The organism is Streptomyces shinuiensis (genome assembly GCF_043660855.1).
Taxonomy (GTDB): domain Bacteria; phylum Actinomycetota; class Actinomycetes; order Streptomycetales; family Streptomycetaceae; genus Streptomyces.
Genome location: NZ_JBIHML010000001.1, coordinates 254,713 through 277,100, shown reverse-complemented (window position 1 = coordinate 277,100; position 22,388 = coordinate 254,713). Strand labels below are relative to the sequence as shown.

Annotated in this window: 22 protein-coding genes; 8 read left to right on the top strand and 14 right to left on the bottom strand. The window is 74.1% G+C overall.

Translation table 11 applies throughout. The features are described 5' to 3' along the window. Positions 1-33 precede the first annotated feature (33 nt). Positions 34-1,275: a cytochrome P450 gene (locus ACGRHY_RS01160; RefSeq protein WP_394633513.1), complete on the bottom strand. Its 1,242-nt coding sequence runs from the start codon at positions 1,273-1,275 to the stop codon at positions 34-36. A 111-nt stretch (positions 1,276-1,386) separates the two neighbouring features. Here ACGRHY_RS01160 and ACGRHY_RS01155 point away from each other — a divergent pair, with 111 nt between their 5' ends. From ACGRHY_RS01155 to ACGRHY_RS01145, 3 genes are all read left to right on the top strand, one after another. After that, the gene (locus ACGRHY_RS01155; RefSeq protein WP_394633512.1) at positions 1,387-2,160 is read left to right on the top strand and encodes an alpha/beta hydrolase; all 774 of its coding nucleotides are present in this window, start codon (positions 1,387-1,389) and stop codon (positions 2,158-2,160) included. Positions 2,161-2,251: 91 nt separating this feature from the next. Then, positions 2,252-3,070, top strand: coding sequence for an ArsR/SmtB family transcription factor (locus ACGRHY_RS01150; RefSeq protein WP_394633511.1), 819 nt, complete (start codon positions 2,252-2,254; stop codon positions 3,068-3,070). Between the two features lie 57 nt (positions 3,071-3,127). Further along, positions 3,128-3,610, top strand: coding sequence for a phosphatase domain-containing protein (locus tag ACGRHY_RS01145; protein WP_394633510.1), 483 nt, complete (start codon positions 3,128-3,130; stop codon positions 3,608-3,610). 6 nt (positions 3,611-3,616) lie between these two features. Here the strand turns inward: ACGRHY_RS01145 and ACGRHY_RS01140 are convergent, their stop codons facing one another. Further along, positions 3,617-4,249, bottom strand: coding sequence for a DedA family protein (locus ACGRHY_RS01140; RefSeq protein WP_394633509.1), 633 nt, complete (start codon positions 4,247-4,249; stop codon positions 3,617-3,619). Between the two features lie 233 nt (positions 4,250-4,482). On the opposite strand from ACGRHY_RS01140, the gene ACGRHY_RS01135 reads away from it, so the two are divergent. Beyond that, positions 4,483-6,138, top strand: a complete 1,656-nt coding sequence (locus ACGRHY_RS01135) for a glycoside hydrolase family 13 protein (protein ID WP_394633508.1) — start codon at positions 4,483-4,485, stop codon at positions 6,136-6,138. 116 nt (positions 6,139-6,254) lie between these two features. On the opposite strand, the gene ACGRHY_RS01130 is transcribed toward ACGRHY_RS01135, so the two are convergent. After that, positions 6,255-7,622: a hypothetical protein gene (locus ACGRHY_RS01130; protein WP_394633507.1), complete on the bottom strand. Its 1,368-nt coding sequence runs from the start codon at positions 7,620-7,622 to the stop codon at positions 6,255-6,257. 387 nt (positions 7,623-8,009) lie between these two features. Here ACGRHY_RS01130 and ACGRHY_RS01125 point away from each other — a divergent pair, with 387 nt between their 5' ends. After that, positions 8,010-8,375 (top strand): hypothetical protein, encoded by a 366-nt coding sequence (locus tag ACGRHY_RS01125; RefSeq protein WP_394633506.1) that lies wholly within the window; start codon positions 8,010-8,012, stop codon positions 8,373-8,375. Positions 8,376-8,428: 53 nt separating this feature from the next. On the opposite strand, the gene ACGRHY_RS01120 is transcribed toward ACGRHY_RS01125, so the two are convergent. Further along, entirely contained in the window at positions 8,429-8,599 is a 171-nt protein-coding gene (locus tag ACGRHY_RS01120) for a hypothetical protein (protein WP_394633505.1), read from the bottom strand. A gap of 297 nt (positions 8,600-8,896) precedes the next feature. On the opposite strand from ACGRHY_RS01120, the gene ACGRHY_RS01115 reads away from it, so the two are divergent. Continuing rightward, complete coding sequence (locus tag ACGRHY_RS01115) at positions 8,897-9,493, top strand: TIGR03086 family metal-binding protein (protein ID WP_394633504.1); 597 nt, start codon at positions 8,897-8,899, stop codon at positions 9,491-9,493. A 324-nt stretch (positions 9,494-9,817) separates the two neighbouring features. Here ACGRHY_RS01115 and ACGRHY_RS01110 read toward each other — a convergent pair whose 3' ends face one another. The 9 genes from ACGRHY_RS01110 to ACGRHY_RS01070 all read right to left on the bottom strand — a co-directional run bounded on the left by ACGRHY_RS01110 (position 9,818) and on the right by ACGRHY_RS01070 (position 18,224). Next, positions 9,818-10,309 (bottom strand): YflT domain-containing protein, encoded by a 492-nt coding sequence (locus ACGRHY_RS01110; protein ID WP_394633503.1) that lies wholly within the window; start codon positions 10,307-10,309, stop codon positions 9,818-9,820. 97 nt (positions 10,310-10,406) lie between these two features. Beyond that, positions 10,407-11,516, bottom strand: coding sequence for a YeiH family protein (locus ACGRHY_RS01105; RefSeq protein ID WP_394633502.1), 1,110 nt, complete (start codon positions 11,514-11,516; stop codon positions 10,407-10,409). Then, positions 11,516-12,121, bottom strand: a complete 606-nt coding sequence (locus tag ACGRHY_RS01100) for a cysteine dioxygenase family protein (RefSeq protein ID WP_394633501.1) — start codon at positions 12,119-12,121, stop codon at positions 11,516-11,518. Before ACGRHY_RS01100 ends, ACGRHY_RS01105 begins: the two co-directional genes overlap by 1 nt. Positions 12,122-12,241: 120 nt before the next feature. After that, the gene (locus ACGRHY_RS01095; RefSeq protein ID WP_394633500.1) at positions 12,242-13,147 is read right to left on the bottom strand and encodes a LysR family transcriptional regulator; all 906 of its coding nucleotides are present in this window, start codon (positions 13,145-13,147) and stop codon (positions 12,242-12,244) included. A 419-nt stretch (positions 13,148-13,566) separates the two neighbouring features. Further along, a complete protein-coding gene (locus tag ACGRHY_RS01090) occupies positions 13,567-14,160 on the bottom strand; it encodes a GTP-binding protein (RefSeq protein WP_394633499.1) in 594 nt (197 codons plus the stop codon). Then, a complete protein-coding gene (locus ACGRHY_RS01085; RefSeq protein ID WP_394633498.1) occupies positions 14,141-14,533 on the bottom strand; it encodes a DUF742 domain-containing protein in 393 nt (130 codons plus the stop codon). The genes ACGRHY_RS01090 and ACGRHY_RS01085 overlap by 20 nt, the downstream gene beginning before the upstream one ends. Then, a complete protein-coding gene (locus tag ACGRHY_RS01080; RefSeq protein WP_394633497.1) occupies positions 14,530-14,964 on the bottom strand; it encodes a roadblock/LC7 domain-containing protein in 435 nt (144 codons plus the stop codon). Before ACGRHY_RS01080 ends, ACGRHY_RS01085 begins: the two co-directional genes overlap by 4 nt. After that, complete coding sequence (locus ACGRHY_RS01075; protein ID WP_394633496.1) at positions 14,961-17,528, bottom strand: sensor histidine kinase; 2,568 nt, start codon at positions 17,526-17,528, stop codon at positions 14,961-14,963. The genes ACGRHY_RS01080 and ACGRHY_RS01075 overlap by 4 nt, the downstream gene beginning before the upstream one ends. Before the next feature lie 321 nt (positions 17,529-17,849). Beyond that, a complete protein-coding gene (locus tag ACGRHY_RS01070; protein WP_394633495.1) occupies positions 17,850-18,224 on the bottom strand; it encodes an RNA-binding S4 domain-containing protein in 375 nt (124 codons plus the stop codon). 564 nt (positions 18,225-18,788) lie between these two features. Between ACGRHY_RS01070 and ACGRHY_RS01065 the strand changes: the two genes are divergently transcribed. Then, a complete protein-coding gene (locus ACGRHY_RS01065) occupies positions 18,789-20,942 on the top strand; it encodes a glycoside hydrolase family 3 N-terminal domain-containing protein (RefSeq protein WP_394637871.1) in 2,154 nt (717 codons plus the stop codon). 135 nt (positions 20,943-21,077) lie between these two features. Then, positions 21,078-21,488, top strand: a complete 411-nt coding sequence (locus tag ACGRHY_RS01060) for a DUF2267 domain-containing protein (RefSeq protein WP_394637870.1) — start codon at positions 21,078-21,080, stop codon at positions 21,486-21,488. Positions 21,489-21,721: 233 nt separating this feature from the next. Here the strand turns inward: ACGRHY_RS01060 and ACGRHY_RS01055 are convergent, their stop codons facing one another. Continuing rightward, positions 21,722-22,273 (bottom strand): cupin domain-containing protein, encoded by a 552-nt coding sequence (locus tag ACGRHY_RS01055; protein WP_394633494.1) that lies wholly within the window; start codon positions 22,271-22,273, stop codon positions 21,722-21,724. Positions 22,274-22,388: the final 115 nt, after the last annotated feature.

Below are 22,388 nucleotides of genomic sequence, written 5' to 3'. Positions count from 1 at the left end.
GCCCGTCGGTGGCCCGGCGACCGCGGGGTCGGGTCAGCCGGACGGACGCACGTTCGCGACGACGAAGCCGCTGCGCGGACGGGAGGGTACGCGGCGCAGCGGAATCCGCAGGTCCTGCTCGGGCACCTCGTACTCCAGCAGGGACAGCCGCGCCGACAGGGCCGTCAGCAGTGCCACGGTGACGTCCTCGCCGGGGCAGCGGTGGCCCGCGGCCGGGTCGCCGCCGCCCTGCGGGATCAGCTCGTCCCGCTCCGGAGGGCGGTCGAGGAAGCGCCGCGGGTCGAAGGAGTACGGGTCCTCCCACAGGGCGGGGTCGTGGTCCTGCCCGTGGATGTCGAGCAGGACGAGAGCGCCCCGGGGCACCGCCTCGCCCCGCCACGTCAGATCGCCGGCGGCGAGGCCGCCGATGAACGGCGCGAACGGATAGAATCGGCGCACCTCATGGGCGAACGCCACCGCGTACGCGCCCCCGAAACCGTGCCCGGTGCCCGTACGCGCCTCCTCGGCCAGCCGGGCCCGGTGCTGCGGCCACCGGTGCAGGGCGTGCGCGGCGAAGGCGGCGAACCAGCAGACCGCGACGGTGGGGCGCAGCACGTTGAGGATCTCCACCGCGGCCGTCCGCGTGTCGAGCCGCTCGCCGTCCGCGCCGACGTGCCGCGCCACCACCTCCACCACCGAACCCTCCGGCACGCTCGCCGTGCCGTCGCGCACCCCTTCCACGAGGTGCGCCAGCCACACCTCGCGGCGGCGGCGTGCCGACCGGGCGCGCCAGTGGCGCGGGCCCGGGGTGGCGAAGCCGTCGACCATGGCCACCAGGTCGCGGGCGACGGCCTCCGCCTCCCCCTCCTTCAGCGGTACCCCGGCCCACCGGCAGACCGCACCGGCCAGTACCCGGCCCGCCTCGTCGAACAGCACCACCCGGTCCCGCTCCGCCCACCGGGCGGCCGCCTCGTCCCACGCCGCGGTGGCATGGCCGACCAGGCCGGCGATGTTCTGCGGGGACGCCAGCAGCGACAGGAACATCGCCTTGCGTACGCGGTGCGCCTCACCGTCGAGGGTGTGCACCGCGCCGTGCCCGAACAGGGTGCTCTTCACCGGTTCGGGAAGGGCCGGTCCGCGGTGTACATGGCGTTCGTCGTAGGGATAGTCGAACGGGCGGGTCCGGCCGCGTTCGCGTTCGGCCTCCCGGATCTCCTGGACCCTGTCGTCGTCCGGGGTCCACTTCGACGGTGTGTCCCTGTCCGCGCTCCCGCTCGTGTCCTTTTTGCCGGCCATGCGAGTTGCGTACCCCCGGGGGACGCGGGCATGCGCCGTGCCGCCGGGGGTACCACGGCGCCGGGCGGCGGCCGAGTGCCCGCCGGAGTGCGGCAGGAGAGGGGAACGGAAATGACCCGGACGGACGCGGGAGAGGGCGCGGGTGGCCCGCCGGAGCGGGCCCGCCCCCACCCGGAGGCCGGGAACGACGTGCCGCACGGCCGACTGTCCGCCCGGCCCTCCGTCTCCCCGCCCCCGGTGTACCCGCCCGCTCCCGGAAAGGGGAGCCCGGGCACACACCGGCTGGAGGGACGAGCGCTGCTGCGCGTTCCGCCGCCTTCGCAGGCCGCCGCGCCGGCGCGGCCGTACTGGCTGGTGGTGGTGCTGCACGGAGCGGGGGGAACGGCGGAGCAGGCGCTGACCTGGCTGCTTCCGCAGGCCGGGTCCGGCCGGCTGCTGCTGCTCGCGCCCCGGGCGGCCGACTCCACCTGGGATGTCGTCGGCGGCCGCGGCCCGGACGTGGCCCGGCTGGACGCCGCGCTGCACGGTGTCTTCCGGCGCTTCCCCGTGGACCCGGCGGGAGTGGCGGTGGCGGGCTTCTCCGACGGAGCCTCCTACGCGCTCTCGCTGGGTCTGGGCAACGGGGACCTGTTCGGTGCGGTGCTGGCCTTCTCGCCGGGGTTCATGGCGCCGATGGTCCACCACGGACACCCCCGGATCTTCGTCTCCCACGGCCGGGACGACCCCGTCCTGCCGGTCGGCGCGTGCAGCCGCCGCCTCGTCCCGGAACTGGTGCGGTCCGGTTACGCGGTCACCTACCGGGAGTTCGGCGGTGGCCACGAGGTGCCGCCCGAACTGGCCACGGAGGCGCTGCGCTGGTGGGTGGACGGCCCGCGACCGGCCTGAGGGGCGCTCGTCCGCCGACCGGAGGGCGGACGCGCCCGGCATTGACGCGCAACCAAATGGTTGCCTCCTGTCCGATGACAGGCGATGAGGCATGGACGCGGTGTTCAGGGCTCTCCCCGATGCGAGTCGCAGGCAGTTGCTCGACCGGCTCCACGTCCGGGGCGGGCAGAGCCTGCGGGAGCTGGGCGAAGGCCTGGAGATGAGCAGACAGGCGGTGAGCAAGCACCTGGCGGTCCTGGAGGAGGCCCGCCTGGTCACCGCGGTGCGCCGCGGCCGGGAGAAGCTCCACTACCTCGACCCCGTGCCGATCCGCGAGGTCGCCGACCGCTGGATCGGCAAATACGAGCGAGGGCGCATGGCCGCGCTCACACAGCCGAAGCGATCCCTGGAGGGCCCCGCGATGGAGGCGAAGGACGCGATGGACAAGCCCGAGTTCGTGTACGTGATCTACATTCGGGCCACGCCCGGGAAGATCTACCAGGCGCTCACCGACCCCGCGTTCACCAGGGTCTACACGGGCGGAACGGGGCCCGAGCCGGACTGGGAGGTCGGATCGCCGGTGCGCTGGAAGAGCGCACCGGACGGCGAGTTCGAGGAACTGGGGCAGCGGGTGCTGGAGGCCGAGCCCGGCCGGCGGCTGTCGTACACCTGGCACACCCTCCAGCCGACGCACCGCGCGCTGTTCGACTCCGACGAGGAGTTCACGAAGGCCTGCGAGGAGCGCAGCAGGGTCGCCTTCGGCATCGAGCCCGCCGAGGTCCCCGAACCCGGCAGCAAGCTCACCATCACCCACGACGGCTTCACCAGCCCCGACGGCAGGATGCTGGAGGGCACCAGCGGTGGCTGGGTGATGATCCTCTCCGCCCTGAAGACCGTTCCGGAGAAGGGGGAACCGGCCGCACGGCCGTGACCGGCGGGTGCGAGCATGGCGCGAGTGCCACTGCCGTACCGCACCCGGAGGTGACCGATGGCGTCCCGCTCGCTGGCCGTGTTCGACCTGGACGGAACGCTCGCCGATGTCCGGCACCGCCTGCACTTCCTCGACGGGCGCCGCGACTGGGAGGCCTTCTTCGCCGCCGCGCCCGGCGACCCGCCGCTGGCCGAGAGCGTCGAACTGGCCCTGACCGCCGCCGGGGAGCACGAGATCGCGTACGTGACCGGGAGGCCGGAGGAGCGGTGCCGCCGCGACACCCTCCGGTGGCTGGCCCGGCACGGCCTGCCGGACGGGCCGCTGCTGATGCGGGCCGGGCGGGACCGCCGCCCGGCCCGCGTCACCAAGCCCGAACTGCTGCGGGGCCTGGCGCGGGAGCGCACCGTCGCTGTGGTGGTCGACGACGACCACCAGGTCTGCGACGCCTACGAGGCGGACGGTTTCACGGTGGTGCGGGCCGGCTGGATGACGGCCGAACCCGCCCTTGAGAAGGCTCAGGAGGACGAGGGGCGCACCTGAGGCGCCCTACCCGTCGCCGCGGCGGTACCTGACCGCGCGGACGGCGACGAAACCCACGACGACCACGGCGATGACGGCCACCACGGCCCTGGAGTACATCGAGACATAGCCCGACACGGCGTGCCAGTTCTCCCCGAGCGCGTACCCGGTCAGCACGAAGAGGGTGTTCCACAGCAGGCTGCCGAGCGTGGTCAGCGTCAGGAACGTCGCCGCGGGCATGCGTTCGACGCCGGCGGGCACCGAGATCAGGCTGCGGAAGACCGGGACCATCCGCCCGAAGAAGACCGCCTTGGTGCCGTGCCTGGCGAACCACGCCTCGGTCCGCTCGATGTCCGACGGCTTCAGCAGCGGGATCCTCCGTGTGACGGCCAGGGCGCGCTCCCGGCCCAGGAGCGCGCCCGCCCAGTACAGCAGGAACGCCCCGGCCACCGAGCCGAGCGTGGTCCACAGCAGGGCGGCGAACAGGCTGATGTCGCCGCGGCTGGCGGTGAACCCGGCCAGCGGCAGGATCACCTCGCTCGGCAGTGGGGGGAAGAGGTTCTCCAGGGCGATGGCCAGACCCGCCCCGGGGGCGCCGAGGGTTTCCATCAGGCCGGTGGCCCAGTTCACCAGGCCATCGGTCTGCTGTGCTGCGGACATGTCTCTCCTCATGCGACCCGGCGCTGTGGGGTGGGCACGGACGGTGTGAGGACGGCTACCCGGACCCTCCGGGGCGAACCGCGTGACGGCGGCGGGCGAACCTGAGCGGTGAGTCCGGACATCACCGGACATGGCATATGTCACGCGCTCGTATCGCGGGCATTTCTTGACCGTGAGCCAAGTTACGGCCCAATAATTCGGCTTGTCCTGCACGCCGGATCCGAGAGGCAGCCGTGACACAGAGCACGTCCCGAGGCGACGACGCCGACTGGTGGCGGGAGTCCGTCGTCTACCAGATATACGTGCCCAGCTTCGCCGACGCCGACGGGGACGGCATGGGCGACCTGAAGGGGGTCACCGACCGGCTCGGCCACGTCGCCGAGCTGGGCGCGGACGCGGTGTGGCTCACCCCCTTCTACCGCTCTCCCTGGGCCGACGGCGGCTACGACGTCAGCGACCACCGCGACGTCGACCCCCGCCACGGCACTCTGGACGACTTCCGCGAGCTTCTGGAGAGGGCCCACGCCCTGGGGCTGAAGGTCATCGTCGACATCGTCCCCAACCACTGCTCCAGCGAGCACCCCTGGTTCGCCGAGGCGCTGGCCTCCCCGCCCGGCTCACCCGCCCGCGACCGCTTCGTCTTCATGGACGGCCGCGGCCCGGACGGCGGCGAGCCGCCCTCGGACTGGCAGTCCAAGTTCGGTGGCGGGGTGTGGACCCGGGTGCCGGACGGCCAGTGGTACATGCACATCTTCGCCGCCGAGCAGCCCGACCTGAACTGGGAGAACCCCGAGGTCGCAGCCGAGTTCGAGAACATCCTGCGGTTCTGGCTGGAACTGGGCGTCGACGGTTTCCGCATCGACGTGGCGCACGGCATGTGCAAGGACCTCGCCCTGCCGCTGCGCGACACCAACGGATCGGACTCCGCCCCTCTCAACGCGCCGCCAGAAGGGCACGACCACCCCTTCTGGGACCGCGACGAGGTCCACGACATCCACCGGGCCTGGCGGAAGATCCTCGACGAGTACACCCCGCCCCGGATCGCCGTCGCCGAGGCGGGCGTCGGCCAGGCGCGGCTGCCGCTGTACACCCGGCCCGACGAACTCCACCAGGCGTTCAACTTCCCCTATCTGCGCTGCCCCTGGGACGCCGACGCCTACCGCGAGGTCATCGACTCCTCGCTGGAGGGCGCCCGCTCGGTCGGCTCGCTGCCCACCTGGGTGCTGTCCAACCACGACGTGGTGCGCCACCTCAGCCGCCAGGCCCTGCCCGCCGGCACCGACACCGTCGCCTGGCTGATGTCGGACGGCCGCGAGCCGGCCGCCGACGAGGAGACGGGCCGCCGCCGGGCCCGCGCCGCCGCTCTGCTCACCCTGGCGCTGCCCGGTACCGCGTACCTCTACCAGGGCGAGGAACTGGGCCTGGTAGAGGTGGCCGACCTGCCGCGCGAGGCGCTGTGCGACCCGATGTGGGAGCGGACCGGGAACGCCCGCAAGGGCCGCGACGGCTGCCGCGTACCGCTGCCCTGGGAGCGCTCGGGCCCCTCCCGCGGGTTCGGTCCGGGCGGGAGCTGGCTGCCGCAGCCCGACGGCTGGGGCGAGTACTCGGTCGAGGCCCAGACCGGTCGGCCGGACTCCTTCCTGGAGCTGTACCGGACGGCTCTGAAGACCCGGCGCTCCTTCACCGGGGACGAGAGCTTCACCTGGCTGCCCGCCCGGGACGGCGAGCTGGCCTTCCGCAAGGGGGCCCTGGAGTGCCGGGTCAACCTCTCCGGTACCCCGCTGTCCCTGCCGCCGTCCGCGGCCGCGCCGCTGCTGGCCAGCGGCGCGTGCGACGGGCGGACGCTGCCGCCGGACACCGCCGTCTGGCTGGACGCCCGGCCGCGCTGACCGACGGCCCCGGCGGCGGGCACCGCCGGGCCGCTGACGCCGCCGCGCGTCAGCGGCCCGCCGTGCCCGGCCGGCGGCGGTGCCGGGCCGCAGGAGCCCGCAGGAGGAGCGGGCCCTCAGAAGTCGCCCCCACCCCCGAAGCCACCGCCGAAGCCGCCGCCGAAGTCGCCTCCGCCCCCGAAGCCGCCGCCGAAGTCACCTCCGCCGTCCTCGCCGCCGTACCCCCAGCCGGGCCCGTAGCCGTAGCCCCAGCCGCCCATGCTGCTGCCCAGGACGGTTCCGAAGAGCAGGCCCGGCAGCAGCATCGAGCCGTAGCCGCCGTAGTAGCCGCCCATCCACGGACCGTAGGCCGGCCCCGCGTCCCAGTAGGGCACCCGCTCACCGGTCGCCGTCGGCACGGTCCGCACCGCCGGGTCCAGGCCGTCGTCGATCCGGGCCGCGTCGGCCGCGCAGACCGGCACCTCGCGGGGCGAGCCGCCCGGGGGCGCCCACTCCACATCGCGCGCCGACGGCCCGTGCCGGGGGTCGAAGAAGCACGGCGGCCGCCGCTGGGGCGGCTCCCGCCCCTCCCGCCGGGCGCCCAGCACCGCCAGGGCGAACCGGCCGTCCTCCAGCGCCTCGGAGACCGCCCGCACGTCGCCGGGGCGGCGGGCCGCGCCGGAGGCGTCCTTGGCCTTCTCGTACGCGTCCAGGGCCCGCCGGTAGTCGTCGAGCATCTCCGGGGTGACACCGGGGGCGGAGGGGGAGAAGTCCAGCCGGTCCAGGGCCTCGCCGTAGGAGGTGATGTCCTCCTGGACCGCCGCCCGCACCTGCTCCAGTTCGGCCCGCTCCTCCTCCTGCCGCCGCTTGCGCGAGCGCCGTGTCACGAACAGGCCGCCGGCCGCGAGAACCGCCAGCACGGCCAGGAAGCCCACCAGGACGCCGGTGCCGCCGGTGCCGCCGGTGGTGTCCCGGTCGCCGTAACCGCCGGTGCCGCCGTCGGTGCGCGCGGCCGACTGCACGTCGGTGACGAAGCCGCTGAGGATCCGGTCCGGTTCACCGGAGTGCTCCCGCAGGTTGCGCTGGGCCAGCTCACCGGCCGTCGAACCGGCCAGCACGCCGGCGTCCGAGGCCGCGCCGAACTGCGAGCCCAGCGCGACGGCGTACACGCCGGGGCGTCCCACCTCCGAGCGCAGCCGGTCGAAGACGGCGTCGCCTCCGTAGGAGGAGTCGGCGGGCAGGACGGCGATGTAGACGGGGACGTCACCGGCCCGGATCTGCTCGGCGAGCCGGTCGGCCCCGGACTCGGAGAGCTTGTCCGACGCGGCCGGATCGACGTAGACGGGATCGTCCCGCAGCGCGGCGGCGACCTCGTCGAGGCCGGTGGCCGCCCGGGCGCCGCCCGCGGGGGTGAGGAGGGCGGTGGCGAGGGCGAGCAGGACGGCCCAGAGCAGAGTCGCCCGCCGCCCCCGGAGTATGCGAGAGATGGGGCGGTTTGTCCTCATGGTGTTCCGCTACCCAGCCGTCGTCCGGTCACCCGGGAACGCCGGGGGAAAGTGCGCGGAGGTGCGGGAACGGGGCCCGGTGTACGGCAGCGCCCCAGAGTGGTTTACGGTTGAGTCGGACGTGGGTGCCGGTGGACGCGAACGCGCCTCTTCCCCCGGGCGCCGCCATCCGGGCGCACGCCTCTCAACCCGCTCCGGTCCAGTTCTCCCCCGTCTCGGCCGGGGCCTTCCCCGCACGCGGGGGCCTTTCCTTCCGGGAGGTGCCTCGGGACCGGGAGCCGCCGGGGCGCGGCCGTACCGTGGAAGACGCCCCGGCCGCCCGGAGGGGGCCGGCCCGCCCCTCCTCTTCCACCCCTGCAAGGACTCCAGCTCCGCGCGGAGGCCGCGTTGTCCTCGATCTCGATCGGAACCGCCCGTCACTTCCACCCCGCGGGGACACCCGGGGACGTCTGCCGCGACCACAACCGCGCGGCACTGGCCACGGTGGTGGCCGCCGAGGCGCGCCGCGGGGGATACGGGCCGGACCTGAGTGACGAGCAGATCGACGAGTGCGCCGCGCTCGCCGGGCGCAAGTGCCCCTCGCCCACGTCCCGGAAGGCGATCCGCGCGGCCCTCGGGCCGCCGATCACCGCCGAGGACGCGCCGGAGACCGTGGCGGCGGCCGTCTTCGACGCGCTGCCCCCGAACCCGGTGCGCGTGGTCGGGCGTGACGGCCGGGAGTTCTCCCTGGTGCCACTCCCGGCCACTGCCTGACGGCACCGCCCGGCGCCCCGCCCTCGATCAGGCGCGGACCGGGCGGCCCCGGGTCATTCGGGTCGGCGGTGCGCCTCGCCCAGCTCTCTCCAGTCCAGGACCTCACGGGTCTCGCGCAGTATTCGCTCGGCCGCCTCGCGCGTCTCGGTGGGGATGTCCCCGAGCTCCTCCAGCAGGCCCTCGTAGATCGGCGGGTGCTCGGTCCGGGTCGCGGTGGTCGCCATGGTGCGGATCCTCTCTGTCGTGTCACGGGTGCCGTGAGCGACCCGTGGTGCGGCCGTTCGCCGCGCTCCAGATCGTTTCACGTACCGGTCGCGCGCCCGCCGCCGCGCCCGGGATCGCGGTACGGTTGCGGACTGGCGGGCGGCCACCCGTGGCGACGGCGGTCATGCCCCGAGCAGGGGAGACCTGCGCCACCCGCCGCGGCGGCGACGAGTTCCCCGCGCCGCGCCGGTCTCCACGCGTGTGCGCCCGTACGGTGCCGCGCGAACCGGCACACCCGCGGCAGGAAGGAACGCGAGATGACCGCGATGCCCGATCTGGAACCCCCGGCACGGCGAATGGCCCTGGTGCTGGAGAGCGTCGCCGACGAGCGGCTTTCCGCGCCGACCCCGTGCGAGGAGAGCACCGTCGGCGACCTGATCCACCATGTGCTCGGCCTGAGCATCGCCTTCCGGGACGCCGCCCGCAAGGACCCGGGGCCCGCGACACGGACCGATCCCTCCGCCTCCCGGCCCTCCGCCGCGCTGCTGCCCGCCGACTGGCGCGACACCGTCCCCCGAGCCCTGGACGGACTCGTCGCGGCATGGCGGGAACCCGCGGCGTGGGAGGGGACCACCCAGGCGGGTGGCGTCACACTGCCGGCCGAGGTGGCGGGCCGTGTCGCCCTGAACGAGCTTCTCATCCACGGCTGGGACATCGCCCGCGCCACCGGCCAGGAGTACGACTGCGACGAGACGAGCCTGCGGGTGTCGGTCGACCTGCTGTCGCAGTCGACGGACGAGGCGGAGAGGGCGGGCATGTTCGGCCCCGTCGTCGAGGTCCCCGACGGCTCCCCGCTGCTGGACCGCGCCGTCGGCCTCAGCGGCAGGGAGCCCTCCTGGTCCCCCCGGCGCTGACGGCGCTGCTGAGGCTTCCGACGGGCCTCCGGCCCGCCCGCGGCGGCGGGCTGCCCGCGGGGTGTCCGGCCCGCAGGGGCTGGTGCGCCTCGGCCTGTTCGCGGTGATCGCCGCGGTGGCGGCCTGGACGTACCGGCGGGCGCGCGGCGGCGCACCGGGTGGAGCTGCCCGGAGCGCCGGGCCCGGCGGGGCTCCTGCCACTGCTCTCCTTCGGCACCCCGGCGACCGCCGCGTTCGTCCCGCCGGCCGCCGGGCCCTGCCTGGCCACGATCACGGCGTGGACGGCGGCGGAGCGGGCGCTGCCGCACCGCTACCGCGCCGCGGTCACGCCGTGCCGGACAGCCCCTCGCGCTGGAGGATGCCCCGCGCCCGGTCGGCGTGCCCGCCGCGCACGATGACGTCGTAGCGGGCGGCGGCCAGGGACCGGGTGGAGGAGAAGTCGCGCTTCCCACCGGTCGCGGAGTGGCCGACGAACCCGAAGACCGCCCCCCACAGCGCACCGATGAGGATGCCGCCGAGGATCAGCCCGAGCCAGGCCCCGCCGGTGGTGAACAGCCCCACCAGCAGACCGATGAAGAGGCCGAACCAGGCGCCGCTGGCGGCCCCCATGGCGGCCGCCCGGCCCTTGGTCATCCGCCCGGTGACGTGCTCGACCAGGCGCAGGCCGGAGCCGACGATGTCGATGTGCTCCACGGGGAACTTCTCGTCGGAGAGGCGGTCCACGGCGGTCTGGGCCTCCTCGTAGGAGGAGTAGCCGGCCACCGTGTTCCAGGCGTCGCTGACCGGGTTCACGGGGTTCGGTTCGATGCTGGCCATCTCGTGCTCTCCTTGTCGGGATGTCCGTTACGGCCCGCCTTCCCCGGCGGCTTTCCCTTCATGGGTGCCGGGGAAGGCGGACGGCCGCCCGCGGGCGTCAGGCGGTGAGCAGTACGCCCGCGTAGGAGACCCCGGCGATGACCACCCACGAGCAGGCCCCGAGTACGGCCAGCCGCATGCCGGTCCGCGCCAGGGCGGGCAGATGGACGGCGCTGCCCAGGCCGACGAGCGCGGCGGCGAGGACGAACTCCCGGACGGTCGCGGCGGCCTCCAGCGCGCCGGCCGGGACGGTTCCGGTGGTGCGTACGGCCACCGCCGCCAGGAACCCGGCCACGAACAGCGGAACCAGCGGCGGCCGTCTGTCGCCCGGCTCCCCGTCACCGGAGTCCCGGCCGCCCCGGCCGCGCCGTACCGCCGAGACGGCAACCGCCGCGACCAGCGGAGCCAGCAGCAGTACCCGAATCAGCTTCACCAGCACCGCCTCGCCCAGCGCCGCCTCGCCCGCGGTCTGGGCGGCCGCCACCACCTGGCCCACGTCGTGCACACCGGCGCCGACCCAGCGCCCGAACTGGGCACTGTCCAGGCCGAGGGGATGGTGCAGCAGCGGCAGGACGACGATGGCCAGCGTGCCGCACAGGGTCACCAGGGTCACGGAGGCGGCCGTGTCCCGCTCGTCGCTGCCGCGCGCCTCGCCGACCGCGCCGATCGCGGAGGCCCCGCAGATCGAGTAGCCGGTGGCGACCAGCAGCGGCTGGTCCCCGCGCAGCCCGAGCCGGCGGCCCAGCCACAGGGTGCCGAAGAAGGTCGAGGCCACCACCGCCAGCACCATGCCGACGGTAGCCCAGCCCAGCCCCAGTACGTCGCCCAGGCTCAGCTCCAGGCCCAGCAGCACCACACCGGCGCGCATCAGCCGCTTTCCGGCCAGGGAGAGCCCGGGCCGGCCGGTGCCGGACGCGAACCGGCCCACTCCGGGGAGGTGGGCGGCTGCGACGCCCAGCACGACCGCCGCGGTCAGCATCGGCACCCCCGGCAGCAGCCGGTGCACGGCCCAGGCCAGCGCCGTGCCGCCCGCTGCGAGGGCGAGACCGGGCAGCGGGCCCGGCGCGTCCCGGCTCCGGGGGCCCGGCCCGGCCGGACGGGCCGGGTTGCGTTCGCCTTCGCCGTGCTTGCCGGTGTGCCGTCGCGGACGCTGCCCGAGCAGCGCCATCAGCGGTCGGCGGGGAGGTCGTAGACCCGGCGGACGCTGCTGCCCAGCCGGGAGATGTCGGCTCCGTAGACATGGATGGACACGGCTCTGTCCGAGCCGCCGTTCCAGACCCGGTGGATGTCGCCGGGGGGCGCGAATCCGCACACCGAGCCCTGCGGGTTGACCACGTCCTCGGTGGCGACCAGCCGTGCCCGGCCGCCGGGGGAGTCGGCGGGCAGCAGCCGGTAGCGGCGCTCGCGCTCCTCGCCCGCGTGGACTCCGGTGACGCACCAGGAGACGTGGTCGTGCACGGAGGTGTGCTGGCCCGGCAGCCAGACGAGGGCCACGACCGAGAAACCGCCGTCGGCCTCGGCGTGCAGCAGGTGCTGGCGGTAGCGCTCGGGGTCGCCCTCGCGCTGCTCGGGGGTGAGCAGGCCCGGGGCGCCCAGATGGGGCGCCAGCTTCTCGCCGACCAGGTGCGCGGTCGGGTCCGGCGGCAGGCCCCGCCCCACGGCCGCGCGGATGTCCGCGACGAGGGCGGCGAGGCGGTCGGTCGTCCGCGGGCCGGCGGCGCGGGCGGCCGGGCGGGCGGCGGTGTGTGCGGTGGAGGAGAGCGAAGCGGCCATGTCCGCAGCGTCGCGCCGATCGCCCATCACGTCCAGCGAGGGTTTCTTCGCCGTTCTCAAAACTCCGCTTATGGAAGACCGTGGGAAACGGGGAGAGGACGGGCCGCTCGGCGGCCGTCCTCAGCAGCCGGTGCGGTTCGCCGCCACCGCCTGCAGTTCCTGGAGCACCAGCGCGGTGGCCGGTATCCGCAGGTGCTCGCGGAGCACGTATGCCGAGACCTGCCGCCGGGCGGCCGGGTCCAGGGCGCGCCCGGTGACCTTCCGGTGGACCAGGAAGGACAGCACCAGTCCCGGCATCATGGCGATGCCCAGCCCTTCGGCGACCAGGCTCTGCACCACCAGATTGTCGTCGGTGGTGAAGACGATGTCGGGGGCGAAACCCAGCTCGGCGCACTCGTGCAGGAAGTTGGTGCGGCAGCGCAGGCACCCGGCGATCCACCGCTCGTCCGCCAGCTCCGCCAGCCGTACCGCCCGCCGCCGCGCCATCGGATGCCCGGTGGGCAGCAGCACGGTGAGCTGGTCCTCCAGCAGCGGTATCTCCACCAGTTCGCCGGGCACCTGTTCGCGCAGCCCGGGGTAGGTGAAGGCCAGGGTGATGTCGCACTCGCCGCGCACCACGCGGTCCAGCGACTCCGGCGGCTCGCTCTCCTGGAGCTCCACCCGCACCCCGGGGTGGTCGGCCGCCAGCCGTGCCAGCGCCTCCGGAACCAGAGTGGCACCGGCGCTGGGGAACGCGCACACCCGTACCCGTCCCGCACGCAGCCCGGTCAGCGCCGTCATCTGCCGCTGGGCGGCCTCCATGCTGCCCAGGATCACGCCGGCGTGCCGGGACAGGGCCTCGCCCGCCTCGGTGAGCCGCATCCGCCGGCCGGCCCGCAGGAACAGCGGAGTGCCCACGCTCCGCTCCAGAGCCTTCATCTGCTGGGTGATCGCAGGCTGTGTGTATCCCAGGGACCGGGCCGCCGCCGAGTACGAACCGGTGCGGACCACCTCGTGGAAGGTCCTGATGTGCCGCGAGTCGAACATGCCGGAACGATAAACGGATTTTGGGGGTGTCGAGAGGCCGTTACGAGCCTTCGACGGAGCGTTCACGGCCCGCCAGGCACCGTCGAGGGCACTGCCCGAGGGCGCTCGCCGAGCACCGTCATGATCCGGCCGACCAGTCCGGACACGTCCGTGTCCCGCACCCCCATCGGCCGGGCCCCAGCCGCACGGTGTTCTCCACGACCGTGCGCACCCGCGGCGTGCGGCGCTCCCGGTGGGCGGCCAGGGCCGCCTCGTCCCGGTCGGCGCCGCCGGTGAGCAGCTCGGCCGGGACGAGGGCGGGCGGTCAGGCGTTGGCCGCGTCCCCTGGGCGTCAGCCCGCGATGCGGGCAGGGCCGCCGTGGGCCGGGTCGGTGCGCTCCACGCTCCGCGGGCGGGGGAGAAGCGGCCTCCGGCGCCGGTCAGCCGGCCGGTTCGCGGACCGGCGCGGACCGGGCCATCAGCAGGTCGATCAGGGCGACCAGCAGATCGCGGCCGGCCTCGGGCCGCCGTACGTCTCCCATCAGCAGCGGGACGCCCGGGTCGAGGTCGAGGGCGTCGCGCACCTCCTGCTCGGTGCGGTCGCGGCGGCCGTGGAAGCAGTTGACACCCACCACGAAGGGGATGCCCCGGCTCTCGAAGAAGTCGATGGAGGCGAAGCTGACGTCCAGCCGCCGGGTGTCGACCAGGACGACCGCGCCCAGGGCGCCGTTGACCAGGTCGTTCCACATGAACCAGAAGCGCTCCTGGCCCGGGGTGCCGAAGAGGTAGACCACCAGCTCGGGGTTGACGGTGATCCGGCCGAAGTCGAGCGCCACCGTGGTGGTGGTCTTCTCCGCGAGACCGCCGGTGTCGTCCACCCCGACGCTGGCCTCGGTCAGATACTCCTCGGTTCGCAGGGGGGCCACCTCGCTGACCGCCCCCACCATCGTCGTCTTGCCCACCCCGAAGCCTCCGGCGACGAGGATCTTGACGGCCAGGGGGCCCGTCGTACCGTCAGATTCTCTGGAGCCCATCCCTCACCGCCTGAAGAATTTCCACGTTCGGTCCACCACTTCTCCCGGCCGCCGGCGGCGGCCGGGTCGTCACTCTGCCGAGCTCCACGAGATCGCCGATCAGGATCTTCGTCACCGACACGGGCAGGTCCAGCTCAGCGGCGATCTCCGCCACCGCGGCCGGCTCGCGGCACTGCTCGACGATGGCCCGGTGCTCCGGCTCCAGCCGCCGCCCGGCGGGTCCGCCCTCCTCGGGCCCGGCCGTCGTCACCACCGTGATCAGGGTGAGGTCGTCGCGCTGCGGAGCGGTGCGGCCGCGGGTGATGGTGTACGGCCGGACCAGTGAGTCCTCTTCCCCGTCGTCGGACTCCAGGCTGTCCGTCCAGTGGTTCACCCACGTCCACCCCTGCCGGGGGCCGGGGCGTCGGACCGGGTCTCGGTGCCGAGCTTCTGGCCGACCTGCTGGACGAGGGTGTGCATGGCCACGGCCATCACCTCCGCGTCCACGTCCTGGGAGGCGACGACGGCCAGGTGCGTGCCCTTGCCGGCCGCGGTGACGAACAGCCACAGATTGGCCAGCTCCACGATGACCTGCTGCACCGGGCCGCCGTCGAACAGCTCGTCGACACCGCGGGCCAGGCTCTGCTGGCCGGTGGCCACGGCGGCCAGCCGCTCGGCGGCGGTGCGTTCGATGGTGCCCGACTGGCTGATCACCAGCCCGTCGTCCGACAGGACGACGGCGTGCCGGGTGCCCGGCACCTGCTCGACCAGACCGTCCAGCAGCCAGTCCAGGTCCTGGTTGGTGGCGGTGGTTCGCTGTGTCATGTTCGGTCTTCCGTCTTGGGTCGGCTCCGACCCGGCGTGCTGCCGCCGGTCGTGGAGGGGTCGTCGGGGGCGGCCTGCTGCCTGGCGATGCGGGACTGCCGCTGGAAGGCGCCGATGGCGGCGCCGGAACGGGCGGGCTCCGGGCGCAGGGCGAGCGTGTCCCCATCGGGGCCGGGAGCTTTCCGGACGGCCGGCTTCCGCAGCTCGGGGGCGAGGCTGGCCCGGCGGACCCGCTTGGGCAGCGGCTTGTCCACCGCGCCGTCGGGGTGCTCCGAGGCCCTCTCCGCGTCGCCGGCCGCACCGGTGCCGTCGTGCCGCGCCTTCTCGCTGTCCCCGGCGGCCCCGGCGTTCCCGGTGCCCTCGCTGTCCCCGGCCTCCTGGGCGTTCCCGGCGTCCTCGGTGGTCCGGCCCGTTTCGGCGGACGACGGGCCCGCCTGAGCGGGGACGACCGCGGACATCGCCCGGCCGCGGGACCGCACGGGCAGCGGCGCGGGAGACCCGTCACCGGACGGCGCGCTCTCCCGGCCACCGGCGCTCTCGCATACGGCGTCCGCCTCCCGGCGCGCACCGGCCCTCCGGGGGGCGTCGTCGGCGGGCCTGTCCGCGACCAGTTCCCCGGGGATGTGGACGATCACCCGGGTGCCGCCGAACACCGACGGACGGAACTCGACCCCCAGGCCCAGCCCGGAGGCGAGCCGCGCGACCACGTACAGGCCCAGCCGGACGTCGCCGGCGCGGGAGAGCATGTCGGCGCGGGGCGGGTCGGCGATGAGCCGGTTGACCCGTTCGTACTCGTCCGGCTCCATGCCCAAGCCGCGGTCCTCGATCTCCACGGCCAGGCCACGCCCGACCATGCCGGCCCGCACCTCCACGGGGGTGGGCGGCTTGGAGAACGCGGCGGCGTTCTCCATCAGCTCGGCCAGCACGTGCACCACCGGGCCCACGGCGCGGCCGGTCAGCCAGGGCCGGCCCTCGACCTCGACCTGGATGCGGCGGTAGTCCTGCACCTCGCCCAGCGCGGCGCGCAGCACGTCCAGCATCTTCACCGGCTTGCGCCAGCGCCGCTGCGGCTGGCCGCCGCCGAGGATGACCAGATTCTCCTCGTAACGGCGCAGACGGGCCGTCAGGTGGTCGAGGTCGAACAGGCCCTCCAGCACCTCCGGGTCCTCGTGGCGGCGCTCCATCTCGTCGAGCTTCTTCATCTGGAGACCGATGAGCAGCTGGGTGCGGCGGGCGATGCGCTGGAGCAGGCGCTCGAAGCCGCGGTGCTGCTCGACCTCCCGTACGGCGGTCTCGACGGCGCTGCGGCCCGCGAGGTTGAGGGCCTGGCCCAGCCGCCCCAGCTCGTCGTTCTCGTGACCGACCCGGGGCACCTCGGTCTCTGTGTCGACCACCTCGCCGCGGCGCAGCCGCTCGACGACGTCCGGCAGCTTCCCCTCCAGCTCCAGAGCCTCCTGGCGCAGGGATGTGATACGCCGCCGCAGTATGCCCGCGATCCGCAGGCTGAGCGTGACGACCAGGAGGACCGCTGCCAGGCTGATGGCGCCGACGATCGTCATGCGGCGCTCCAAGGCCGCCACCGCCTCGTCGCCGACCTGGTCGATGTCCAAGGTCCGGTTCGTGATCAGCTTCTGGAACTGCGGGGTGAGCGCGTCCACCGACTTCCGCCACTCGGCCTCGGAGGCGGGCAGGGGGATGCCGGACTCCCCGTTGTGGGAGTGCGAGCCCAGCAGCACCCGCTCCGTCTCGGCCTTGCCCAGCCAGTTGCTGCTGGTGGTCATCTGGCGGTAGAGCAGGAGGTCCTCGTGCGGCAGGTGGGGCGCGATCCGGCTCTCCAGCAGGAACTGCTGGGCGCCGATCCACTCGGTCAGGTTGGAGTGATCGCCGTCGGTGATCCGGCGGGCGCCCCAGGCGCGGGCGAGCAGGGCGTCCTCGCGGGAGAGCATCTCCTTGGCCCAGAACAGGTCGACCAGGACCCTGGCGCGGGCCGTCACCTCGCTGTTCTGCGAACGGCTCAGGGCCTCGAAGAGCCGCAGGTCGACGGCGATCAGCTCGGTGAAGTAGCGGAAGACGTCGGCCTGGCCCGCGACCCCGTTGTCCACGCTCTGGCGGATGCGGTCGATGCGGAGCATGTCCGAGCGGGTCAGCTCGACGATCTCCCGCAGGTCCTCGGGTGCGTTGGAGGCGTCGATGCCGGACAGCGAACGGAAGGCGCGCAGGGCCTCGTCCGTCCGGGCACGCTGCTCGCGCAGCGCGGTGCGGGTCGGCCCCTCGGGATCGGCCAGCATCTCGGCGCTGAGCCGCCGCTCCTCCTGGAGGTTGAAGTAGACGGCGTTGGCCGGAGTACCGGCACGGGCGGCGAGGGCCTTCTCGTCCTTCTGCACCTCCCACTCCCGTGCCCACTGGGTGGTGCTGACACCCCACAGGGCGACCATGGCGAGGCTGGGCACGACGGCCAGGACGAGCACGGCCGCACGGACCGAGTTCGGACGCAGCGAACTCAGGCGGAACGTTTCGCTCGCCGACCGCCCCCGCCGTCTCGGCACACGGGTGCGCAGTGCCATCTCTCCCCAGCAGTGGTTCACGGTGACGGATCGCCGCTGGTGGGAGCGGCGAAGGACGGAGCGATGTTAGTCATACGCGGTGTCAAAAGAAAACAGGTGGGGGCGTACTTCGCATCACCTGACAGCGCGTCCGGCCGAGCCCTCGTCCCCGCCTCGCCGCGGTCCGCGGACGGCGGTGTCCGGTGAACGGCCGGAAGCCGTAAGCCGGACGACGATGCGGGAGCGGGAGCGGAGAGCCGGTCCCGGGGGGTTCCCCACCGCGAATCCGGGCGGTCGTACGTCACCGGCGTACGACCGCCCGGATTCGCGCGCCGGTGGAGGTCAGCGGCCGCGCAGCCGCTCCATCTCGCGCCGCTCCCGCTTGGTCGGGCGGCCGGCGCCGCGGTCGCGCCGGGCCGCCGGGGCGGTGTACTCGCGCGGGGGCGGGGGCGGGCTGTTGTCGACGAAGCACTCCGCCGCGACGGCGGCGCCGACCCGCTTGCGCACCAGGCGCGTGACGACGACGATCCGGTCGCGTCCCAGGTGGCGCAGCCGCACCTCGTCGCCGGGGCGAACCGGGTGGGAGGCCTTGACGCGGTCGCCGTTGATGCGGACATGGCCCCCGCGGCAGGCGGCGGCGGCCATCGAACGTGTCTTGGTGAGCCGGACGGACCAGATCCAGATGTCGATCCGTACGCTCCCCTCGTCTGCAGCCATGTCTCCGACTCTAGAGGAGCGCGCCGCGCGGTGGGGGGCCTGTCGCCTCCTTCGCCCTTCACCTCCGCAACGGCGGCCCCCGGCGGCGGCGCGCGGGGCGCGGCGGGCGCCGCGGAAAACCCGGGCGGGAGGTCTTGACGGGCGGCGCTGACGGGAGGAAGGTCTGGCAGCAAACATGGGAGCGCTCCCATGAAGCGGCGAGCCGTGCCGCGGGGGAGCGCTCCGCCGGAACCGCGACCACCCGCCCGGATGCTCCCCGCGCCTGGAGTGCCGGTCGGGAACCCCCGGCCCGGCGGCGCGATGAGGGCGCTCCGCCGGACCGGTTCCGCGTCCGGCCCCGGTGTCTCCTCCTCCGGGGCCGGACGCCCGGCCCCGGAGGAGGAGACACCGGGGCCGGAGCCCCCCACAGGCCGCACGCCGAGAGCGCGGCCCCACCGGAAGGACGACATCGCGATGAGACGGACGACGAGAGGAACCCCCGGGCGGAGAACGGGCCGGACACCGGCCGGCACCGCGCTGCGCAGCCGGCTCCGGCGGCTGACCGCGGGAGCGGCCGTGAGCCTGATGGTGGCCTGCAGCCTGAACGGCACACCCGCCGCGGCGTCGGCCGACGCGCCGCCCGCCTACGAGGACCCGGCCCTGCCGGTGGGCGACCGCGTCGAGGACCTGCTGTCCCGCATGTCCCTCGACGACAAGATCGGCCAGATGACACAGGTCGACCGGAGCGCGCTGGAGACGCGGCCGGACGACCTGGCGGCTTACCGCATCGGCTCCGTCCTGTCCGGCGGCGGCTCCGCCCCCACACCCAACACCCCCCGGGCGTGGGCGGAGATGTACGACTCCCTCCAGCGCTCCGCCCTGTCCACCCCGCTGGGCATCCCCATGATCTACGGCGTGGACGCCGTCCACGGTCACAACAACGTACGGGGCGCGACGATCTTCCCCCACAACATCGGGCTCGGGGCCGCCCGCGACCCCGAACTGGTGGAGCGGATCGGGCGGGCCACGGCCGAGGAGGTCTCCGGCACCGGCATCGACTGGACCTTCGCGCCCTGCCTGTGCGTGGCCCGCGACGACCGCTGGGGACGCACCTACGAGTCCTTCGGCGAGACACCCGAACTGCCCGGTGCGATGACATCGCTGATCGACGGCCTCCAGGGAGATTCACTCGGCGCCCCCGGTTCGGTCCTGGCCACCGCCAAGCACTACATCGGCGACGGCGGCACCACCGGCGGCGACGATCAGGGAGACACCGAGCTGAGCGAGGCCGAGCTGCGCGCGGTCCATCTGCCGCCGTTCCGCGAGGCGGTGGAGCGGGGCGTGGGCTCGGTGATGGTCTCCTACAGCAGCTGGAACGGTGCGAAGCTGCACGGCCACCGCTATCTGATCACCGATGTCCTCAAGGGCGAGCTGGGCTTCACCGGCTTCGTGGTGTCCGACTGGGCGGGTGTGGACCAGCTCGACGGACGGGAGGGCTTCACCGCCTCCGAGGTCCGCGACGCGGTGAACGCCGGCATCGACATGGTGATGGTGCCCCACGACTACCGCAGGTTCATCGAGCTGCTGCGCGGCGAGGTACAGGCCGGACGGGTGCCGATGGAGCGCGTCGACGACGCCAACCGCCGCATCCTGGCGAAGAAGTTCGAGCTGGGTCTGTTCGAGAACCCCTACACCGACCGCTCCTACACCTCCACGATCGGCTCCGCCGCCCACCGCGAACTCGCCCGGGAGGCGGTGCGCAAGTCCCAGGTGCTGCTGAAGAACTCCGGCGGACTGCTGCCGCTGGCCGAGTCGGCGAAGGTCTTCGTGGCGGGGAAGAACGCCGACGACATCGGCAACCAGAGCGGTGGCTGGACCATCACCTGGCAGGGTTCCAGCGGTGACGTCACACCGGGCACCACCATCGTGGAGGGCATGCGGGCCGCGGCCTCGGATCCCTCGAAGGTCGCCCACGACCGCCACGGCAACGGCATCGACGGCTCCTACGACGTGGCCGTGGCCGTCGTGGGCGAGAGGCCGTACGCGGAGATGGAGGGCGACCGGCCCGGCTCGATGGGCCTGGACCAGGAGGACCTGGCCACCCTCTCGCGGCTGAGGGCCTCCGGGGTGCCGGTCGTGGTCGTGCTCGTCTCCGGCCGTCCGCTGGACATCGCGGGGCAGCTCGGCGGCTGGGACGCGCTGCTCGCCTCCTGGCTGCCGGGCACCGAGGGCTCGGGGGTGGCCGACGTGCTCTACGGCGACCACGCGCCGACGGGGAAGCTCCCGGTGACCTGGATGCGGTCCGCGAGCCAGCAGCCGGTCAACGACGGCGACGGCAAGGACGCGCTGTTCCCCTACGGCCACGGGCTCACCTACACCGACTCCGGTCCGCAGGATCCCGGCGGGCCGGAGGAGCCCGAGGAGCCGGACGTCCCCGGGCAGGCGCCGTGCACCGCCGACTACCGGGTCGTCAACCAGTGGTCCGGCGGCTTCCAGGCCGAGGTGACGGTGCGCAACAACGGCTCCGCCCCCGTCGACGGCTGGCAGGTGCGCTGGACCCCGCAGGGCGGGTCCACGGTCGGCAGCGTCTGGAACGCCACGCTCGCCCGCTCCGGCGACACCGTGGTCGCCACCGGCGTGGACTGGAACGCGCGGCTGGCTCCCGACGGCTCGGCGACGTTCGGCTTCACGGCCACCGGTTCCCCGGCCGTACCGGACACCGTCTGCGCCGGCCCCTGACACGGCCGCCCGTACCGGTCCGGCTCCGGTCCGAACCCGCCGTCACAGGGTTCGGGCCGGAGCCGCCGATCGGGTGTTTTCTCCTGTTTGGTCCGGGTACCGGAGCCGGGTCATCGAAGAAGGGACGAGGTGACCATGCGGTACGACACCTTCCTCGGACAGGTACAGGCACGTGCCCGGCTGGACAACCCCGGCGCGGCCGAGACCGCCACCCGGGCCAGCCTTGAGACGCTCGCGGAGCGCGTCCCGGCCACGGTCGCGGAGAAGCTGGCCGCCCAGCTTCCGCGCGAGATCGGCGAGCATCTGCGCAGGGTCGCGTACGCGCCCGACGAGCCGGTCTCGGGCATGCGGATGAGCAGCCAGGAGTTCTTCGACCGCGTCGCACAGCGCGCCTCGGCCGACCGCCCCAAGGCGATGCACGAGGCCCGCTGCGTGATCGAGGTGGTCGACGAGGCCACCGGCGGGGCGTGCTCGGCGAAGATCCGCCCCTCCCTGGACGACGAACTCGCCCGGGTGCTTTTCTCGGGCAGCTCGGGGCACACGTGAGCAGGGGTGGTGCGGGTCACCGGCCCGGCGCGGCGGCACCCGCCGGGGCGCCCGCACGACGACCCCTGAGACGGTGACCGTGTTCGTCTTCTTCTCCAACCGCACCGGGTGCCTGGGCTCCCTGCTGGTCAGCCTGGCCGGTACGGCCCTTCTGCTCCTGCTGCTCTACGGCTGCCGGGGGCGCTGACCGCCGAAGCGGAGCCGCGGAAGGGGTGTTCCGGGCCCGGGAGCGCCTATGCGGTCCCCGGCGACGGCAGCGGCTCGCCGCACTGTTCGCATACGTCCGAGCCCGCCCGCTCGTTCATCCGGCCGCACGCGGGGCAGACCCGGTCCAGCATGCACGGGCCCTCACCGCCCTCGTCGCGGATCTCGCCACGGTCCTCGTCCCCGCCGGGAGCGGCGCGCTCCGCGGAGGGCGGGCGCGCGCCGACGGTCATACCGGGCCGCCGGCGGTGGACGGTCAGGTAGACCAGGCCCTCAGGGCCCGCCCGCAGGGCTCGCCGAGAGGTGCGCGGCAGCCACACCAGGGCTTTGGGCGCGAGCGCCCGGCGTCCGCCGGAGCCGTCCTCCACCTCCCCGCCGCCGGCGACCACCAGTAGCAGCACGTCCAGATCGTTCTCGGCGTGCTCGCCGACGGACGCACCCGGCGGCAGACGCACCAGATTCGCGTCGAGCTGCCGTCCGGACTCGGCCAGCCGCCACAGTGCCCCGCCCTCGTCCGGGGCCGCCCGCGTGATGCGGTCGTCGAGGTCGGTCAGGACACGGGGGGTCTCGTGGGGGGACACCGGCACCTCCGGGAAGGGGCGTGGACGGGAGCCCCGATCCTACGGCGGCCCCGCCCGCCCGCTCCGGTCCCGTCCCGGCGGCCGGGCACCCGCCCCGGTGGTGCGCGGCACTAGG

What these genes read in the sequence shown, in the direction of transcription:
- ACGRHY_RS01160 (WP_394633513.1), bottom strand. Translation starts at nt 1,275, where the DNA reads ATGGCCGGCAAAAAGGACACGAGCGGGAGCGCGGACAGGGACACACCG.
- ACGRHY_RS01155 (WP_394633512.1), top strand. Translation starts at nt 1,387, where the DNA reads ATGACCCGGACGGACGCGGGAGAGGGCGCGGGTGGCCCGCCGGAGCGG.
- ACGRHY_RS01150 (WP_394633511.1), top strand. Translation starts at nt 2,252, where the DNA reads ATGGACGCGGTGTTCAGGGCTCTCCCCGATGCGAGTCGCAGGCAGTTG.
- ACGRHY_RS01145 (WP_394633510.1), top strand. Translation starts at nt 3,128, where the DNA reads ATGGCGTCCCGCTCGCTGGCCGTGTTCGACCTGGACGGAACGCTCGCC.
- ACGRHY_RS01140 (WP_394633509.1), bottom strand. Translation starts at nt 4,249, where the DNA reads ATGTCCGCAGCACAGCAGACCGATGGCCTGGTGAACTGGGCCACCGGC.
- ACGRHY_RS01130 (WP_394633507.1), bottom strand. Translation starts at nt 7,622, where the DNA reads ATGAGGACAAACCGCCCCATCTCTCGCATACTCCGGGGGCGGCGGGCG.
- ACGRHY_RS01120 (WP_394633505.1), bottom strand. Translation starts at nt 8,599, where the DNA reads ATGGCGACCACCGCGACCCGGACCGAGCACCCGCCGATCTACGAGGGC.
- ACGRHY_RS01115 (WP_394633504.1), top strand. Translation starts at nt 8,897, where the DNA reads ATGACCGCGATGCCCGATCTGGAACCCCCGGCACGGCGAATGGCCCTG.
- ACGRHY_RS01110 (WP_394633503.1), bottom strand. Translation starts at nt 10,309, where the DNA reads ATGGCCAGCATCGAACCGAACCCCGTGAACCCGGTCAGCGACGCCTGG.
- ACGRHY_RS01105 (WP_394633502.1), bottom strand. Translation starts at nt 11,516, where the DNA reads ATGGCGCTGCTCGGGCAGCGTCCGCGACGGCACACCGGCAAGCACGGC.
- ACGRHY_RS01100 (WP_394633501.1), bottom strand. Translation starts at nt 12,121, where the DNA reads ATGGCCGCTTCGCTCTCCTCCACCGCACACACCGCCGCCCGCCCGGCC.
- ACGRHY_RS01095 (WP_394633500.1), bottom strand. Translation starts at nt 13,147, where the DNA reads ATGTTCGACTCGCGGCACATCAGGACCTTCCACGAGGTGGTCCGCACC.
- ACGRHY_RS01090 (WP_394633499.1), bottom strand. Translation starts at nt 14,160, where the DNA reads ATGGGCTCCAGAGAATCTGACGGTACGACGGGCCCCCTGGCCGTCAAG.
- ACGRHY_RS01080 (WP_394633497.1), bottom strand. Translation starts at nt 14,964, where the DNA reads ATGACACAGCGAACCACCGCCACCAACCAGGACCTGGACTGGCTGCTG.
- ACGRHY_RS01075 (WP_394633496.1), bottom strand. Translation starts at nt 17,528, where the DNA reads ATGGCACTGCGCACCCGTGTGCCGAGACGGCGGGGGCGGTCGGCGAGC.
- ACGRHY_RS01070 (WP_394633495.1), bottom strand. Translation starts at nt 18,224, where the DNA reads ATGGCTGCAGACGAGGGGAGCGTACGGATCGACATCTGGATCTGGTCC.
- ACGRHY_RS01065 (WP_394637871.1), top strand. Translation starts at nt 18,789, where the DNA reads ATGGTGGCCTGCAGCCTGAACGGCACACCCGCCGCGGCGTCGGCCGAC.
- ACGRHY_RS01060 (WP_394637870.1), top strand. Translation starts at nt 21,078, where the DNA reads ATGCGGTACGACACCTTCCTCGGACAGGTACAGGCACGTGCCCGGCTG.